15 protein-coding genes are annotated in these 17,996 nt (G+C 48.6%); 11 read left to right on the forward strand and 4 right to left on the reverse strand.

Annotated features, from left to right (window positions below; all coding sequences use genetic code 11):
* The first annotated feature begins 6 nt into the window (after positions 1-6).
* From QF041_RS21675 to QF041_RS21695, 5 genes are all read left to right on the forward strand, one after another.
* Positions 7-984, forward strand: coding sequence for a LacI family DNA-binding transcriptional regulator (locus QF041_RS21675; RefSeq protein ID WP_307415621.1), 978 nt, complete (start codon positions 7-9; stop codon positions 982-984).
* Positions 985-1,010: 26 nt separating this feature from the next.
* Positions 1,011-2,123, forward strand: a complete 1,113-nt coding sequence (locus QF041_RS21680) for a glycoside hydrolase family 88/105 protein (RefSeq protein ID WP_307415622.1) — start codon at positions 1,011-1,013, stop codon at positions 2,121-2,123.
* Positions 2,120-3,175: a pectinesterase family protein gene (locus QF041_RS21685; RefSeq protein ID WP_307415624.1), complete on the forward strand. Its 1,056-nt coding sequence runs from the start codon at positions 2,120-2,122 to the stop codon at positions 3,173-3,175. Before QF041_RS21680 ends, QF041_RS21685 begins: the two co-directional genes overlap by 4 nt.
* A 384-nt stretch (positions 3,176-3,559) precedes the next feature.
* Positions 3,560-5,131 (forward strand): chitinase, encoded by a 1,572-nt coding sequence (locus QF041_RS21690; RefSeq protein WP_373461355.1) that lies wholly within the window; start codon positions 3,560-3,562, stop codon positions 5,129-5,131.
* Positions 5,132-7,231: a glycosyl hydrolase family 18 protein gene (locus tag QF041_RS21695; RefSeq protein WP_307415626.1), complete on the forward strand. Its 2,100-nt coding sequence runs from the start codon at positions 5,132-5,134 to the stop codon at positions 7,229-7,231.
* A 154-nt stretch (positions 7,232-7,385) separates the two neighbouring features.
* Here QF041_RS21695 and QF041_RS21700 read toward each other — a convergent pair whose 3' ends face one another.
* Positions 7,386-8,243, reverse strand: coding sequence for an aldo/keto reductase (locus tag QF041_RS21700; protein WP_307415627.1), 858 nt, complete (start codon positions 8,241-8,243; stop codon positions 7,386-7,388).
* A gap of 196 nt (positions 8,244-8,439) precedes the next feature.
* Complete coding sequence (locus tag QF041_RS21705; protein WP_307415628.1) at positions 8,440-9,657, reverse strand: MFS transporter; 1,218 nt, start codon at positions 9,655-9,657, stop codon at positions 8,440-8,442.
* A 164-nt stretch (positions 9,658-9,821) separates the two neighbouring features.
* Between QF041_RS21705 and QF041_RS21710 the strand changes: the two genes are divergently transcribed.
* The 3 genes from QF041_RS21710 (at position 9,822) to QF041_RS21720 (ending at position 11,487) form a co-directional block, all read left to right on the forward strand.
* Entirely contained in the window at positions 9,822-10,217 is a 396-nt protein-coding gene (locus QF041_RS21710; protein ID WP_017691613.1) for a winged helix-turn-helix transcriptional regulator, read from the forward strand.
* Positions 10,214-10,891 (forward strand): TIGR00266 family protein, encoded by a 678-nt coding sequence (locus QF041_RS21715; protein WP_017691614.1) that lies wholly within the window; start codon positions 10,214-10,216, stop codon positions 10,889-10,891. Before QF041_RS21710 ends, QF041_RS21715 begins: the two co-directional genes overlap by 4 nt.
* A gap of 134 nt (positions 10,892-11,025) precedes the next feature.
* Positions 11,026-11,487 carry a MarR family winged helix-turn-helix transcriptional regulator gene (locus tag QF041_RS21720; RefSeq protein WP_091035655.1) on the forward strand — a complete coding sequence of 154 codons (462 nt, stop codon included), beginning with the start codon at positions 11,026-11,028 and terminating at the stop codon, positions 11,485-11,487.
* A 144-nt stretch (positions 11,488-11,631) separates the two neighbouring features.
* On the opposite strand, the gene QF041_RS21725 is transcribed toward QF041_RS21720, so the two are convergent.
* Positions 11,632-12,606 (reverse strand): aldo/keto reductase, encoded by a 975-nt coding sequence (locus tag QF041_RS21725; protein WP_062836693.1) that lies wholly within the window; start codon positions 12,604-12,606, stop codon positions 11,632-11,634.
* Positions 12,607-12,718: 112 nt separating this feature from the next.
* Here QF041_RS21725 and QF041_RS21730 point away from each other — a divergent pair, with 112 nt between their 5' ends.
* On the forward strand, positions 12,719-13,762 hold the full coding sequence (locus QF041_RS21730) for an LCP family protein (RefSeq protein WP_307415629.1): 1,044 nt from the start codon (positions 12,719-12,721) through the stop codon (positions 13,760-13,762).
* 190 nt (positions 13,763-13,952) lie between these two features.
* Positions 13,953-16,541, forward strand: coding sequence for a DUF2339 domain-containing protein (locus tag QF041_RS21735; protein WP_307415630.1), 2,589 nt, complete (start codon positions 13,953-13,955; stop codon positions 16,539-16,541).
* Between the two features lie 379 nt (positions 16,542-16,920).
* Here QF041_RS21735 and QF041_RS21740 read toward each other — a convergent pair whose 3' ends face one another.
* Positions 16,921-17,076, reverse strand: a complete 156-nt coding sequence (locus QF041_RS21740; protein ID WP_307415631.1) for a hypothetical protein — start codon at positions 17,074-17,076, stop codon at positions 16,921-16,923.
* Positions 17,077-17,306: 230 nt separating this feature from the next.
* Here QF041_RS21740 and QF041_RS21745 point away from each other — a divergent pair, with 230 nt between their 5' ends.
* A complete protein-coding gene (locus QF041_RS21745) occupies positions 17,307-17,978 on the forward strand; it encodes an FHA domain-containing protein (protein WP_307415632.1) in 672 nt (223 codons plus the stop codon).
* The last annotated feature ends 18 nt before the right edge of the window (positions 17,979-17,996 follow it).

The following is a 17,996-nucleotide window of genomic DNA, read 5'->3' on the forward strand; positions in this document are numbered from 1 at the left end:
TTGATTTTGATAACCATTAAAGATATTGCCAAACTGGCGGGGGTGAGCTATAGCACGGTATCGAAGGCGCTGAATGATGATCCCGCGATCAAACCGGCAACAAAGCAGAAGGTGCTTGCGGTCGCGGAGAAACATCAATATCGGAAAAATATGTTGGCCCGGCAGCTCTCCACCGGCAGAAGCAACATCATTGGTTTTGTGCTGGATGAGCTGAGCAATCCGTTATTCTCGAACATCTCCGGCCGTCTGCACACCGAGCTGAAGAAGCGGGGATATCAGATGATCCTGGTTGTGGCGGATGATGGCGTGGATGTCTTCAGCCAGCTGCGCGTGGACGGATGTATTCTGTGGGACTATGCACTGGACAATCGGGAGATGTTCTGGAAAAAGTTTGCAACACTCAACATGCCATGTTTTGTGCTGGGTACAGATGAAGCGCCGAACTCTCCTTACATCAAGATTGATCGCAAAGAAGGGCTGTTCAAAGCAGTGGAGCATCTGAAATCGCTGGGCCACAGCCGAATCGGATTCATCGGCAACTCCCAGCACATCAAGCTGGAGGGTTACCGGGAAGCGTTGCAGCGTACGGGTCTGGATTTTAACGAAGACCATGTGCTGCCAGCGCATTCCTCCTGGGAAGACGGGTATTTTGCCATACGTAATCATGCGTTTGGGGCGGATTCGCCGACAGCTTTTATTGGACTGAACAACCTGGTCACCCGAGGTGCACTCCGGGCTTTACTTGAGGCAGGTTACAGTGTTCCACGCGATATCTCGTTAATCGGGTATGATGATCTGCCGGATATGCAATATGCGGAAGTGGCCTTGACTACAATTGGCCCGCCTCTGGATGAACTGGCCGTGCAGGCAGCAGAGCTGATTGTATCGTTAATCCGTGATGAACAGGTCGATGTTCCGGTAGTTATTCAGCCCAAGCTGAACCTTCGCAATTCAACAGCAGTTAGTCATACATGTATTAGGTGAGTACAAAATTCAAGGAGGAATTGCTTATGCAGGTACAGACACAGTTATCCTGGTCTGAGCGAATTGCAGCAACGATCATCCAGCAATGTGACGGGGACGGTTATCATGCGTTCCCTTCGGGGCGATGGGCATACGTGGAAGGCATGACCTTGATGGCGATGGCACGAACCGGGCAGTATTATGGCAAACAAGAGTATGTTGATTTTATGAAAAAACATATGGACCTGTATATCCAGCCGGACGGCTCTATTGGCACCTATACTTTGGAAGAATATAATCTGGATCAGATTAATCAAGGGAAAAACCTGTTTGCAATACTGGATGGTGCTGAAGATCAGCGTTACGCAGAAGCAGCTCATCTCCTGGCAGCACAGCTCGCAGGGCAACCCCGCACGTCGGAGGGCGGTTTCTGGCACAAAAAAATCTATCCATTCCAGATGTGGCTGGACGGCCTGTATATGTCCTCTCCCTTTTTGTCCGAGTATGCGAAGACATTTCATCGTCCCGAGTTATGGGATGAAGTTGCACATCAGATTCTGCTGATCGAACGCCAGACCCGTGATCCACGGACCGGGCTGCTCTATCATGGCTGGGATGAATCGAAGGAGCAGGTCTGGGCAGATTCATCGACAGGGTGCTCGCCACACTTCTGGAGCCGGGCGATGGGCTGGTATTCCATGGCGATTGTAGACAGCGTGGAGCATTTCCCCGTGAACCATCCAAAGCGCGGAACCATCATTGGTATCTTCGAACGGATATGTCATGCTTTGGTACGCGTGCAGGAGCAGGAGAGCGGGTTATGGTTCCAGGTGCTGGATCAGGGCTTCCGCAAAGGCAACTATCTGGAAGCATCCGGGTCAAGCATGTTTGTATATGCACTTGCGAAGGGTGTGCGGTTGCTTTATCTGGAGCCACATTTCAGAGCTGCGGCAGAGAAGGGATGGCAGGGACTGTCCTCCAGATTGGTGGAAGAGACGGCTGAAGGCGTTCGGTTACACGGGATCTGTCATGGCGCAGGACTAAGTCTGGACCGGGATGGCTCGTACAACTATTATGTAAGCGAAGCGGTTGTAAGCGATTCCTTTATGGGGGTGGCCCCGCTTCTGCTGGCAGCGCTGGAAATGGAGCGATTGCCATGACGCAGCAGAGATTGCCAAATACAGCATTGGAATCATCGGCTCCCTGTCTGACTGTTGCTTCAGACGGGACAGGGGATTATGTGACGATTCAGGCTGCAGTTGATGCGCTGCCGGAGAATGGCATCGGAACCGTTCCAATTCGAGTGAAGGCTGGTGTCTATCATGAGAAGCTGCATATGGAGAAGCCGGGCATCCACCTGATTGGTGAGGGGGCTGAGCAGACGATCATTACGTATGATGATCATGCACTCAAGAAATTCGCGGACGGGTCGCCATATCATACGTTTCACTCCTATACGGCTTTCATTGGTGCTGATGATTTCACGGCAGAGGAGATTTCCTTCGTAAATGCTGCCGGGCCGGGCAAGCAGGTTGGCCAGGCGCTGGCCGTTTATGTGGATGGAGACCGGGCGGCCTTTCGCCGCTGTCGTTTGATCGGTCACCAGGATACGATCTTCACCGGCCCGCTGCCGGAGCAGCCCATGGATCGCAGTTATTTTGGCGGGCCACGCGATGGTGCTGAGCGGCGTAAACTGCGGCAGTATTTCGAGGACTGTTACATCGAAGGTGATATCGATTTTATTTTTGGTTCGGCTACGGTGGTGTTTAAGGGCTGCGAGATCTTTACGAAGAATCGCCTGACTGAAGTGGAGGCTGCGGATGGACAAGTGAATGGTTGGATTACCGCAGCCTCTACGCCGGAGGATGTGCGTTACGGCTATGTGTTTCTGGACTGTGATCTGACCAGCAATGCTCCGCCGCAGTCGGTGTATCTGGGCAGACCGTGGCGCCATCATGCCAAAGTCTGTTTTCTGAACTGCTGGATCGGCGCTCATGTGAAGCGGGAGGGATGGCACAACTGGAACAAGACAGATGCAGAGCAGACCGTTCAGTATGTGGAATATAACAGCGCCGGGCCTGGTGCCGGATGTGCTGCTGAACGTGTGCCTTGGGCCAAAATACTGACCGAACAGGAAGCGGCCGAGTACGCTGTACCTCTGATTCTGTCCGGCGTGGATGGATGGCAGCCTTTTGAAAGGAGAGGGGAGTAGCGGCGGTAAGATACGCCCTCTTCTCTGCGCAATATCTAACAAAGGTTTTCTTTCAAGTCTCCTAAGGAGTTGAAAGAAAACCTTTTTTGTGCGCTATATTACATTTTTCGCCCCCAATAGAACTATTTTATCCCTTATCTCTTTTGCATTTTACTGATTAAATACAGGGTGAGGATCTGTAAATTCCCTGTAAAATTTGGATGGTGCCTGCAAAAAAAGAACACGAGAGGGAAGGTCCATTTTGGTAAGGGAAGGGAGTGAAGTGACACGCAACATCAGATGGCTGAATGAGGCTGGCACTAATCGATCACAGATCAGATGCAGGTGGACAATTGAAGTTTTGTTTGCAAGGTGAACGTATCCTTAGTACAGGAGGGATTTTGCTTGAATCAAGCTGTTCGATTCCGCCCGGTCATTACATTTGCTTTGGCATTTCTTCTACTTATTTCGTGGTTTGCACCGAGAGCCGATGCCGCCGCCCAGTGGCAGGCAGGCACCGCATACAAGAAAGGAGACCTCGTAACATATCAAAATAAAGATTATGAGTGTATTCAGGCACACACAGCGTTGACCGGATGGGAGCCCTCTATTGTGCCCGCGTTGTGGAAATACGTCGGGGAAGGTTCGGACGGGGAAACGCCAACGCCAGATACGGCACCACCTTCTGTTCCTGCGGGTCTGACTTCATCCTCCATCACGAACACCTCCGTGAGTCTTTCCTGGAATGCATCCACGGATAATGTGGGCGTAGCGGGGTATGAGGTGTACCGGAACGGCGTTCTTGTGACAAGTACTTCAACTACAACAGCTGTAGTCACTGGACTGACAGCTAGCACGACTTATGCTTTTACGGTAAAAGCCAAAGATGCCGCAGGCAATATATCCGCTGCGAGCACCTCCCTCAGTGTGACAACTTCCAATGGATCTTCCAATCCTGGGCCAACCGGCGGCAAATGGCTGATCGGCTACTGGCACAACTTCGATAATGGTTCAACAAATATCAGACTTCGTAACGTATCAACAGCCTATGACGTCATTAATGTTTCCTTTGCCGAACCGATTTCACATGGCAGCGGAACGCTTGCTTTTACTCCATATAATGCAACGGTAGCCGAATTCAAATCCGATATTGCCTACCTTCAAAGTCAAGGGAAAAAAGTACTGCTTTCCATGGGGGGAGCCAACGGTACCATTGAGATTACCGACGCGACCAAGAGACAGCAATTCGAAGATTCGTTAAAATCAATCATTTCCACGTATGGTTTCAATGGTCTGGATATCGATCTGGAAGGAAGTTCCCTGTCTCTGAATGCAGGGGATACCGATTTCCGTAGTCCAACTACACCGAAAATTGTTAACCTCATCCAAGGCGTGAAAGCGGTTAAGTCACACTTCGGCGCGAATTTCATCCTGACGGCTGCGCCGGAGACGGCCTATGTACAGGGTGGATATCTGAGCTACGGCGGCCCTTGGGGAGCTTACCTGCCAGTCATCCATGCCTTGCGTAATGACCTGACTCTGCTTCATGTACAGCACTATAACACGGGCTCCATGGTGGGGCTGGATGGACGCTCTTACGCCCAAGGAACAGCTGATTTCCATGTGGCCATGGCGGAGATGCTGCTTCAAGGCTTTCATGTAGGCGGTAGCACAGGCCCTTTCTTTAGCCCCTTGCGACCGGACCAGATTGCCATCGGCGTACCGGCTTCCCAGCAGGCTGCTGGAGGTGGTTATACAACGCCAGCCGATCTGCAGAAGGCACTGAATTATTTGATCAAAGGTGTGTCGTACGGCGGTTCCTATACTTTGCTCCAGCCTGCGGGCTATGCGGGGATAAAAGGGATTATGACCTGGTCAATCAACTGGGATGCATATACGAATAACCAGTTTTCGAGCGCACATCGTCCGTTCCTGAACGGGCTGAGTACGCAAACGACAAAGGAGGTTGTGTATTAGATGATACATTTAAATAAACACACTGCTGTCAAGAAAACCGCGAAGTTTCTCCTGGGTCTATCCCTGCTCTTATCCGTCATTATTCCTTCTTTTGTGCTCCAACCCGCTACGGCAGCAGCTGCAGATTCTTATAAAATTGTTGGTTACTACCCGTCCTGGGCTGCGTATGGGAGAAACTATAATGTAACGGACATCGACCCAACCAAAGTCACGCATATCAACTATGCGTTTGCCGATATTTGCTGGAACGGTATTCATGGAAATCCGGACCCTTCGGGCCCTAACCCGGTGACCTGGACGTGTCAGAATGAGAAGAGTCAGACAATCAATGTACCGAATGGAACGATTGTACTTGGCGATCCATGGATTGATACCGGCAAGACATTTGCAGGGGATACGTGGGATCAGCCCATTGCAGGCAATATCAATCAGCTTAACAAGCTGAAACAGATCAATCCTAGTCTGAAGACAATCATCTCCGTGGGAGGATGGACATGGTCCAATCGCTTCTCCGATGTAGCTGCGACTGCTGCAACGCGAGAGGTATTTGCAAACTCTGCCGTCGACTTCCTGCGGAAATACAATTTTGACGGGGTAGATCTGGACTGGGAGTATCCGGTATCAGGCGGACTTGATGGTAACAGCAAACGTCCTGAGGATAAGCAGAATTACACACTGCTTCTGAGCAAAATCCGTGAGAAACTGGATGCTGCCGGAGCTGTGGACGGCAAGAAGTATCTGCTTACGATTGCAAGCGGTGCATCGACGACCTATGCTGCGAATACTGAGCTTGCCAATATAGCTGCCATCGTCGACTGGATTAATATTATGACATACGATTTTAACGGGGCCTGGCAAAAAGTCAGCGCGCATAACGCGCCGTTGAACTATGACCCAGCGGCTTCGGCTGCTGGGGTGCCGGATGCCAATACATTTAATGTGGCTGCCGGAGCACAAGGGCATTTGAATGCTGGCGTACCGGCCGCCAAACTTGTGCTTGGTGTTCCATTCTATGGCCGCGGCTGGGATGGATGCGCACAGGCGAGTAATGGTCAGTATCAGACCTGCACGGGGGGTTCTTCCGTTGGAACATGGGAAGCAGGCTCCTTTGATTTTTATGATCTGGAGACCAATTACATTAACAAAAACGGGTACACGCGTTACTGGAATGACACGGCCAAGGTGCCATATCTCTATAATGCGACCAACAAGCGTTTTATTAGCTATGATGATGCGGAGTCTGTAGGATATAAAACCGCTTATATCAAGAGCAAAGGACTTGGCGGAGCGATGTTCTGGGAGCTTAGCGGTGACCGGAACAAAACACTTCAAAATAAACTGAAAGCCGATCTGCCTACCGGAGGTACAGTGCCTCCAGCAGATACGACGGCGCCAAGCGTACCCGGTAATGCCCGCTCGACAGGTGTGACGGCCAACTCGGTGACGCTGGCCTGGAATGCTTCAACGGATAATGTAGGGGTTACCGGTTATAACGTCTATAATGGCAATAATCTTGCAACATCCGTCACCGGAACAACAGCAACGATCAGTGGACTTACTGCTGGTACTTCTTATACTTTCACGATCAAAGCAAAAGATGCAGCAGGCAATCTGTCTGCAGCCAGTAATGCTGTAACCATAAGCACTACCACTCAGCCGGGAGGTGATACGCAAGCGCCAACTGCACCAACGAACCTGGCATCAACCGCGCAAACAACATCCAGCATAACGCTGAGCTGGGCGGCATCCACGGATAACGTGGGTGTAACGGGTTATGATGTGTATAATGGAGCGGCTCTGGCGACATCCGTGACCGGAACGACAGCAACCATCAGCGGGCTTGCAGCGGATACCTCGTATACATTTACTGTAAAAGCAAAGGATGCAGCGGGGAATGGTTCTGCTGCGAGCAATGCGGTGACCGTGAAAACAACAGCAGGAACGACGAATCCGGGCGTTTCCGCTTGGCAGGCGAATACAGCCTATACTGTAGGACAGCTGGTCACCTATAGCGGCAAGACGTATAAATGTTTGCAGTCCCACACTTCCTTGTCTGGGTGGGAACCATCCAATGTCCCTGCATTGTGGCAGGTTCAATAGTTAAAATATGGATTACAACATTTTGAATTGAAGCGTGCAGTTTTAGCGAGGCTTAGCTATAGGGAAGAGAATATAACGAAAAAACACCGGCTACTGGTCCGGTGTTTTTTCGTTATGCTATGTCAAACAAAGCAGGCTCCAAAAAGGCTATTCATTAGAAATCGAAGTTGTCCGGATCAGGTCCAACGCGTACATCTTCGTTCAGAGCACTGATCTGATCCATCTCTTCATTTGAAAGTTCAAAGTCGAAGATGGAGGAATTCTCAATAATCCGCTGTTCCTTGGTGGACTTCGGAATAGTAATGACTCCATTTTGCAGATCCCAACGCAGGATGACTTGTGCAACCGATTTGCCTTTGGTTGAAGCAATCGCCGTGAGCACTGGGTTGTCCAAAAGTTGACCTTGCATCAGAGGGGACCAAGCTTCAAGCTGGATACCATGCTTCTCACAGAAAGCTTTAAGCTCAACCTGAGTCAGGCGAGGGTGGTACTCTACCTGATTGATCATCGGTTTCACTTTGGCATCCTGCATCAGGTCTTCGAGATGATGAATCTGGAAGTTGCTTACGCCAATAGCTTTAATGCGACCAGCCGCGTACAGTTCCTCGATTGCTTTCCAGGCTGCTTTGTATTTGCCTGCCTTAGGCCAGTGAATCAGATACAGGTCAAGGTATTCCAGTCCCAGTTTGTTCAATGTGGTATCAAAAGCGGCAAGAGTCTCTTCATATCCAAGGTCTGCATTCCATACTTTAGATGTAACAAACAGTTCTTCGCGTTTCAGGTTGTTTTCTTGCAAAGCTTCTGCAATTGCTTGGCCCACACCAGCTTCATTGCCGTATATTGCAGCAGTATCAATGCTGCGGTATCCATGTTTAATCGCATTTTTCACGGCTTCAATCAGTTCAGATCCTTCTTCTACCTTAAATACACCAAGTCCGAAGCAAGGCATAGAAACACCGTTATGCAGAGTTACTGTGGATTGTAAATGTTGTGCGGTTTGAGCTGTTGTCATGAGATTTCCTCCTTAAAGTGTGTAAAAATCAGTCATATTAAGCTGAATTTTTGTTGTTTTATCATACAAAATTAAATCACAGTAGATCAAATTGGGTTCAACGTATTATAGTATAATAAAATACCATATGAAACCGGTTCCCCTCGAAGGCTGGAACTGATATATATAAGAGTGAGACCCATGGTCGGAATGGAAATTAGAACGAAGAAGCTTTCTCCATTTCGACTGATGCATGTTGATCCTTGCTTTCCAGCATTTTAGCCCATGCGGTCAGGATTACAGCTACGAGAACCATCAAGGCTCCGACCCATGTCGTGTGAATCAAACCGATGGAATCATTGATCACTCCACCCAAATAGGCACCTATAGCGATCCCTGCATTAAATGCGGCGATGTTAAAGGCTGAGGCTACATCCTTGGCCTGTGGTGCATATCGTTCAGCCAAGGTTACAACGTACATCTGAAGACCAGGCACATTCATGAAGGCGAGCAGGCCCATACCCAGAATGGTGAGCAGTGCTGCCAACTTAAACGGGACGGTGAAGTACATCACGCCGAGAATGATGGTCTGAATGATGAACATGTAGAAGAGCGCCTTGAGCGGGTTGCGATTGGCTGCTCTGCCACCGATGATGTTGCCAATAGCGATGGCTATTCCGTACAACAACAGAATGAACGCTACTGTTTTCTCGGAATAACCGCTAATATCATGCAACAACGGGGACAGATACGTAAAGACAACAAATGTTCCTCCGTACCCAACAGCAGTGATGGCAAAAGCAAGCAGCAAGCGTCCACCTGTAACGAGCTTCAGCTGATCCCGAAATGCCGTCCGTGTTCCTCGCTTCAACGTGGATGGCACGAGTATCAGGTTCCCGATCATCGCAATGATGCCAACCACAACAATCAGGATAAAGGCAGCGCGCCAGCCCCAATGTTGGCCGATGAGTGTACCGAGAGGTACACCGGTTACTGTGGCAATGGTTAGACCGGAGAACATGATGGCAATAGCACTCGCCCTACGGTTGGCAGGCACCAGATCGGCTGCAATCGTGGAGCCTATGGACATGAACACCCCGTGTGCCAGAGCGGACACTACTCGTGCAATGAGTAACATGGTGATGCCCGTCGATAGTGAAGCCATCGTGTTACCCGCAATGAAGACAATCATGATGGCAAGCAATAGCGTTTTGCGAGATATGGTAGACGTCAGTGAGGTCAGAACAGGAGCCCCAAAGGTAACGCCTAATGCATATAAAGTAACGGTCAGTCCCGCTGTAGTTACGGAAATGCCCAGGTCATCTGCAATGAGGGGCAGTAGCCCAACGCTGATAAACTCTGTGGTACCGATAGCGAACGCACTGATAGCCAGCGCCAGCAGCGCCCACGTGCTGCGTTTTGAATCTTGTAACATTTCTTGCTCAACTCCCCCGAATGTAGATTTACGTACCGGCAAATGCTATTATGAGTTATTCGGTATAGATTGAATAGTACGTACTTTTTAGTACCCTACGTACTTTTTGGTGCCTATACAGCATGCGACGGATGTAATCCAATTCATCAGGGAGGAAGCAAGTTATGGTTAGAAAAAAATATAACATCTCGGTTGAAGCTACCCTAGAAGTGATCGGTGGGAAGTGGAAATGCGTCATTCTCTGTCATCTGACACATGGGAAAAGACGAACCAGTGATCTCAAGCGTATTATGCCCGCAATTACACAAAAAATGTTAACACAGCAGCTGAGAGAGCTTGAAAACGACGGAATCGTGAATCGAATCGTATATAATCAGGTCCCTCCCAAAGTAGAATACGAATTGAGTGATTACGGGAGAAGTCTTGAACCGATTCTCAATGCGCTCTGTAACTGGGGAGATCAACATATTGTGAAGGAATACGGAGACAAATCAGCAGTTCTGGAAGATAATGGACTCAATGATTTTAACTCTGACAATAGGGAGCTGGTGCAACCGTGAACTATGAGATTTTATATGATGGTGCTTTTGCGATGCTCAAGGTACATTTGCAGCGGGGAGAGCGATTCAAGGCCGAGAGTGGCGCGATGGTATCTATGACTCCTACGGTTGAACTGAAGGGTTCGGCAGAAGGTGGAATGTTTGCCGGGTTCGGTCGGATGCTGAGCGGGGAGAAGTTTTTCTTTCAGGAACTGACGGCTGCGGGCGGGTCGGCAGAGATTCTGCTCTCACCTTCAAGCATGGGCGATGTAGAAGCTGTTGAATTGGACGGTTCCTATTCACTCTATGTGCAGAAAGATGGATTTCTGGCAGGAACCGAGGGCATTCAGGTGAATACCAAAATGCAAAACCTGAAGAAAGGTCTCTTTTCGGGAGAAGGTTTCTTCATTATTGAGATCAGCGGACGTGGAACGGTATTTCTATCTTCCTATGGTGCCATCCATGCGATTAATCTGGCAGCAGGTGAAGAAATGATCGTGGATAACGCCCATTTGGTGGCATGGCCTCATTATGTAGATTACCGTATTGAGAAAGCTTCACAAGGCTGGTTATCCAGTGTTACAAGTGGAGAAGGACTGGTATGTCGGTTCCGGGGAGAAGGAACCATTCTTATACAGAGCCGCAATCCGCAAGGATTCGGACAATGGGTGAAGCAGTTTATCCCTGCGCGCTAATTATTTTTTTGAGAAAGAACACACAGAGTTGCAACGGATATGTTTCCATCATCGTTATATGAATAATGGATTTACTTCATTGACTGACGGGTATATATTCTGTTGCATAAGGTCGCACATCATGGAGGTATGAGATGACAAGCTCACGGTATAAAAACGCACAAGAAAGTCCGGGATATCTGTTATGGCAGGTTACAGCCATGTGGCAAAAGGAAGTACGCAGGGTGCTGGAGCCCCTCGAACTGACACAACCTCAATTTGTATTATTGCACGCCTGTTTATGGCTCAATGAACACGATGAGGAAGGCAAGGGAGTTACTCAGGTTCAAATTGCTCAGTTTGCCAAGGTGGATGTTAACGTGACTTCTCAGGTTCTACGTGCGCTTGAAAAAAGGGGATTAATTACCCGCGCTCGTCATCAGACAGATACGCGTGCCAATATTATCACAACAACGGAAGAAGGAACCCGATTGGCTGTGGAGGGAATCCATCTTGTCGAGGAATCGGACAAGGCATTCTTCGAAACTTTGGATGATCGCAAGGAAGAATATATGGAGATTATGCAAGAGTTTCTTCGTCAAAAAACGGAGAGTTGATCCGTAATATATCTTTTTTTAATTTATTAAACTACAGAATGTAGTGGAACTGGAAAATTTTCTGATTATTAATAATTATAACACCTCTGTAAAATACAAATAGACCTCCTGACTTTATCTTGTCGGGAGGTCTATTTCGGTTGCTCAATCGATTCGATAGGATGCAAATGGCTCGCGGCGACGGAAAGAGTCACTGATCTGATCCAGATCGGCCAACAGCTCATCAGGCAGTGACATGTCCAGACTAGCCAGATTATGTTCCAGCTGTTCGGTGCGTGTAGCGCCCACAATCACTGTGGATACAGCTGGACGTGTCAGTAGCCATGCGAGCGATAGCACACTCGGGGAGCAACCATATGAGGCAGCTTTAGCACTCACCTGTTCACTCAGTTGGATATTATGCTCCAGCAGGAAACGGTTGAAGGACGGATCGGTGTCTGCTCTGGAACCAGAAGGCACACTGGTCTGTCCGTTATATTTACCGGTCAGAATACCACCTGCCAGCGGGAAATAAGGGATAATGCCTACACCCTGATCCAGACACATTGGTACCAGTTCAAGCTCAGGTGTACGGTCTGCCAGGGAATAGCTGGTTTGGGTGGAGATGTAGCGCACATAACCTTTCTGTTCACTGATGCCCAGAGCTTTCATCAGCTCCCAAGCTGCATAGTTGGAGGCCCCGATGTAACGGACTTTGCCGGAAGTGACCATATCATCCAGTGTGCGCAGTGTCTCATCCAGCGGTGTATGCGGATCAAAAGTATGGATCTGGTACAGATCCACATAATCCGTTTGCAGACGCCGCAGGCTATGTTCCAGCTCTTGTTGCAGATGGTAGCGGGAGGAACCCCGCCCATGAGGACCATCATGCCGGGGTAATCCAGCTTTGGTAGCAAGCACCGCGTTTTCCCGTCGACCTGTGAGAGCCTGTCCGATGATGCGTTCCGATTCCGTGCCTGCGTAGATATTGGCGGTATCGATAAAGTTGATTCCCTGATCCATCGCTGCATGAATAATGCGGGTAGAAGCCGCTTCATCCGCGCGTTTGCCAAACGCATTGGTGCCAAGCCCCAGTGCCGACACACGCAAACCACTATTGCCCAAACGTCGATACTCCATCCTTCATCGCTCCCTTTATGTATATTTATGTAATGCAGATTATAACGTAATCTATTGAAAACGTGTTATTAATATAGTTAAATGATTCTAAGAACCCGTTATTAAAGGAGATATGATGGAAAACAGTGCTGCACATTTAACAAGACGGAAGCCGAAGAAACCGAAGAAGAAATGGAAGAAACCATTGATCATCACCCTAAGTGTGCTGCTTGTGTTGGGAGGACTCGGATTTATTTATCAAAAGCAACTCGTCGTGTTTGCCTTTAATATGTTCGCTTCAGCTACGGTGAAGGATGCCTTGGATGACTCCTTTAAACCAGCTGGCGATAAGGATGCCCCTGTCGTGGAACATACGGACCCGTTCTCGCTCTTGCTGCTAGGGATTGACCAACGGGATAATGAACCAAGCCGTTCGGATACCATCATCTATTCCGTCGTGCGTCCAGAAGACAATAAAGTGCTGCTGCTGTCTATTCCACGCGATTCCTATACCGAGATTGTCGGCCGGGATGTGAAGTCGAAGATCAACTCAGCGTATGCCCATGGTGAAGCCAAGATGGCGATGGATACGGTGGAGAATTTGCTGGGGAACAAAGTGGATTTCTATGCCGCGATTAATTTTAACGGGCTCAAGGATATTGTTGATGCGGTGGGTGGCGTTGAACTGCCGATCAAAAAGAATATTGAGAACAAGCTCAAAATTCATGAGAAGCTGTTTGTTGAAGCGAATAAACCGATCTATAGCGGTGAAGAAGCGCTTGGTTATGTGCGTTATCGGGAAGATTCCGATTTCAATCGGACGATGCGTCACCGGATTTTCTTAAGTGCCTTCATGAATCGTGCGCTGGAAGTCAAAAATCTGACCAAGATCCCGGACGTAATCCAGATTGCCGGATCGAATTTTACAACCAACATGACTTCGGACTTTATCGTGAAATTTGCCGAGTCCTTATATATGAAAGATAGCATACCAACGATCAGCAATTACATGCTGAAGGGGGAGGGTGCAACGCGCAGTGGCACATGGTACTACGATCTGTCGGAGGACGATCTGCAGTATGTGCGTGGCATGATCGCCAGTTGGCTGGACCCGGATGCGACCGAGATAATTGAGCCCGAGTCAGCGGACCAATCGGAGACGAGTGATGCGGCATAAGCATCCATTCTTGTGCAAAAAGCTCATATGAATATAAGTCGGGAGAAGCGGTTGCTTCCCGGCTTTTTTGCGTTTGAGATCCTGCGGATGAAATATTGCACAGATATATCTAATGTTTAAACCTCTTTTTATGGCATACATATAGTAAAATATAGGGAAAAGATTAAACATCAACCAACGGAGGAAGCTCATGAAGGAGTTTAAGGATCGGCTTCAACAGGTTCAGGAGCAGCAGAAACAGCTGGCGAAGGAGTATCACGCCCTGCTCCAGGAATACCAGTCCGATGACCTGATCGTTCAGAATGAACAGTTACAGGAACAGTATGAAGCTCACAAACTCAAGCTGCAACAGCTCGAACTTCGCTCACGCAAGATGGAAGAAGAGAATGCGCGTCTTCGCATGGCGTTATCCGAGCAGATGCTGGATGAAAAGCTGAATCTGATCCGGGTATCCCGGGAGAAGATGGAGACCTATTTTCAAGGGAAAACAGCAGTACATAATGATCGAATTGCATTCCATGAACATCGAACCAAATCCAATCTAAACGCGCTGTACAACCAGGCCGCACAGGAGTTGCAAGAGGATTCCCACGAGGTGAAGGAGAGGATTGCTTACCTTGCGGCAGAGGTGAATGAGCGCATTGAATCGCACAGACGAGCCGTACGGGATAGAGAAGAGGCTCTGCGTGGGCACATGGAACGTGGATATGAGCATATGGCGGAGGAAGGGTTGAGCGAAGAGACTATTCAACGCCGGATCAAGCAGAATCGCATGGAGATGAAGATTGGACTCAGCTGGATCAACAAAGTAGCCATCCTGCTCCTCATTCTGGGGGTTGGAGCAGCGTTTCAATACTCGTACTCGACCTGGTTCAATGACGAGATGAAGAGCGGAGCCTTTTTCCTGCTCGGTGCACTGATGCTCGCTGGAGGAGAGTGGCTGTTCCGCCGCAAAAGGCAGACGTTTGCGATGGGGCTGCTCGGCGGTGGGATATCCGTGTTGTTCGGCTCCGTCTTCTATAGTTACTTTTTACTGCATATTATCGGGTTATATACGGGACTTGCCCTGTCTGTATTGGTATCGGCAATCTCCGTATTGTTGTCCCTAAGGTATCAGTCGAAGACCATCTGTTCATTGGGTCTGGTAGGCGGATATCTTCCGCTATTCTCCTACATGTTCTCGTTCGGGCTTGAGGGCCCTGCTGTCTATGTAGCCATGATCTACCTGCTGCTCTTAAACGGCATTATTGTGTTCATATCATTCGGCAAACGGTGGCCGGTGGTGCACTATATCAGTTTCCTGTTCAACACACCATCCATGCTTATCTTATTATGGCTGTCGCCAAGTGAGAAGATTGGCATGTTGTATTCCATTGTGACGTTTGCATTATATCTGGGCATTACACTGGCATATCCGTTCAAACACCGGATGAAGTTAACTTGGTGGGATTTCGCTCTGCTCGCTATGAATACAAGCATCAGCTGTCTGATGTTATACGTATTATTTGATGTGGCGGGTTGGAATGATGCTCAGGGCTTGCTGGCGTTAATCTTCTGCGTGGTGTATCTGGGCCTCGCACGATTCGTTCAGCGCAATATGGCTCAGGAGAAACAGACCATTCTGCTCTTCTATGTCACTTCCCTGACCTTTGCCATTCTGATTATTCCGTTCCAATTCGGGGCCAAGTGGTTATCGATGGGTTGGTTAATTGAAGGGGTTCTGCTGGTTACGCTTGGACATCTGAAGCGGCTCAAGTCGGTGGAACGTGCCGGGTGGGGCATTGTGCTTCTATGTCTAATCACTTTTGTGTACTACGATCTGCTGGCGCTATTCTTCATCGGGGAACGTTCTTACTTTATGTTAAAATACACCAGCATTACGCTGGGAACTGTGCTTATTACACTGTATTATGCCTGGGCAGTTCACAGCAACTCATCTTCCAGAGAGAGATTCAATTACAGCCCGCTGGAGCTGGGTTTCCTGAACGGATTCAAGTATGTGACACTTGCGAATCTGTGGTTATACGTGCTGTATGAGTCGAATGAATTGTATACCAGAGCTGTCGATGGGACGTTCCTGTTATACATGTTCTACAAGTTGCTCATGTTCGCAGCGCTCACCATTGCATTGGCCTATGGACTGAACAAGGTGAAGCTGCTGCGTGATCGATACGTGCAGGTGTATACCACCTTCTTGCATGCTATTGGCTGCTGTATTGCACTGGCCGTAACCTTAACCATGCCAGCGCTTCAGCCGGAAGTTCAACAGCATACAGCGGCAGAGATTGTTGGTTTGCTGGTGTTGATTATCTTTAACGTAGGGGTATTCTTTGCAGGAAGGGATCTGCTGATTGCAGGCATCCGCGGGCAGTTCAAGAGCATTGAATGGTACCCGGTTATCGCAGGGTTGTACCTGCTAGGTGTCATCACCGTCTTCCTGACGATCCAGTTCCAGTGGGGTGATGTGGGGCTGATGTTCAGCCTGATCTATCTGCTGCTCGCGATTCTCTATATTGCCTATGGATTCCGTAGAAAATATGTCATGATTCGGCGTCTCGGCCTTGGCCTAACGTTGTTCGCTACGGGTAAGATGGTGTTCTATGATGTGGGGATGCTTACCTCGGGCAGCAAAATCTTTGCCTATTTCAGCTTTGGCGTACTATTGCTTGGGATCTCTTACCTGTATCAGAAGGTGTCCAGCCGGATGGAGGAAATACAGTCCAGAGAGACAGTGAAGCTTGACGATGAGCCGACTGTGCCGGAGGAAGACCAAGATTGATTTGGGTTTTGAACGACTGTATTTACCTTTGCGATTATCGGAGGAGTGATTCTTGAAATGGGATTTGACCTAAAAATCATGCTTTGGCAACTATTATGGATTGCTGGCCCTGTAGCTCTTGTCGTGTATGGCTGGAGGAAATTCGGCGCGAGAAAGAAGCGGCATTGACGTGAGTGTGGGTGAGATGTTGGGAATGTCCGCTGTCCACTTCACTTCGCTTTGGGAAATAAGTCATGTAATATAGATTTTTTGTATTAAAATGAGGCTCCGGGCTGCTGTGACCAGCAATCTGGGGCCTTATTGATGTGAGTCTATGGCTTAGCCTAATATGACATTCGTGAAACGTTTTGTGCAGAGATCACGTTATAATAGAGTAGACTTAGGGTTGGATCTTCATTTGTAACCATGAGGTTTCGGCAGCCGAGGTGCCTTTCAGTGATTCTCCGCGATCATCATGCATACGGGAGAGCACGGTTAATGTCATGGACAGGGCAAAGGCGAGCAATACGTATATGAAAATGTTTTTTTTGTTCATTAGAAGGTACCTCTCTTGTTGAATGAGCTAAAAGTAGACATCCGGCCGTCATGAGAAAAAAAGCACAACGTCTGGTATAGTAGAGTGAGTAGAACCGAACATAAATCGTTCCTGTATATCACTATATGGATGTATAGCGGTGCAAACAATGGAACAAATCTGATGATCTTATCATTATTGTTACGAAATGTTTATAGAGATCGATTGATCATTGAAGGTGGGAGAATAACATGCGGGAGACGGCAAAAATCGTCATTCGTACGCCAGGACAGGAAAGTGACGGCTCATTCGCATATGTAAGCCAGGGTCGCTCCATTACGGTGGGACGTTACACAGGCAGTAGTGAATTGGACTTGTCTATCTATAATCAGATGATATCAAAGCGGCATTGCCGCATTCATTATGATGTACAGCAACAGCTATGGATTGAGGATCTGGATAGCAAAAATGGAACCGAACTGAACGGGCAGCGCCTCGTTCCCTATGAGAAATATCCGTTTGGTGAGGGAGACAGCCTGACGTTGGTCAACGGCTTGATCCAGCTTCGCGCTGAAGGGGATCTTGGAGAGACCAGGGAATATCGTGTGTCGGATCTACTGGGTGAGGGCGTACGTTTACTGGATCACCTGCAAACCGTACAGATCGGTGAAGTGGAGATTCCGCTGTCCAAGAAGGAATATCAGCTGTTTAAGCTGCTGTATAGTGAACTGGACCATTTTGTGACCCGAGAGCAGATTGTGGCTCAGGTGTGGCCGGAACGGAGCATGCTGGAGAGTGAAGCGGTAGGGATCGACGAGATTAACTCGCTAATCTATCGGACGAATCGCAAGCTGGGTGTACACTTTACCATCAAGTCCGTTTATAAAAAAGGTGTATATATGAAGTCTCATGTGCCGGAATGAATGAGTGATAACAAAGGG

Source organism: Paenibacillus sp. W2I17 (assembly GCF_030815985.1).
Taxonomy (GTDB): Bacteria; Bacillota; Bacilli; order Paenibacillales; family Paenibacillaceae; genus Paenibacillus.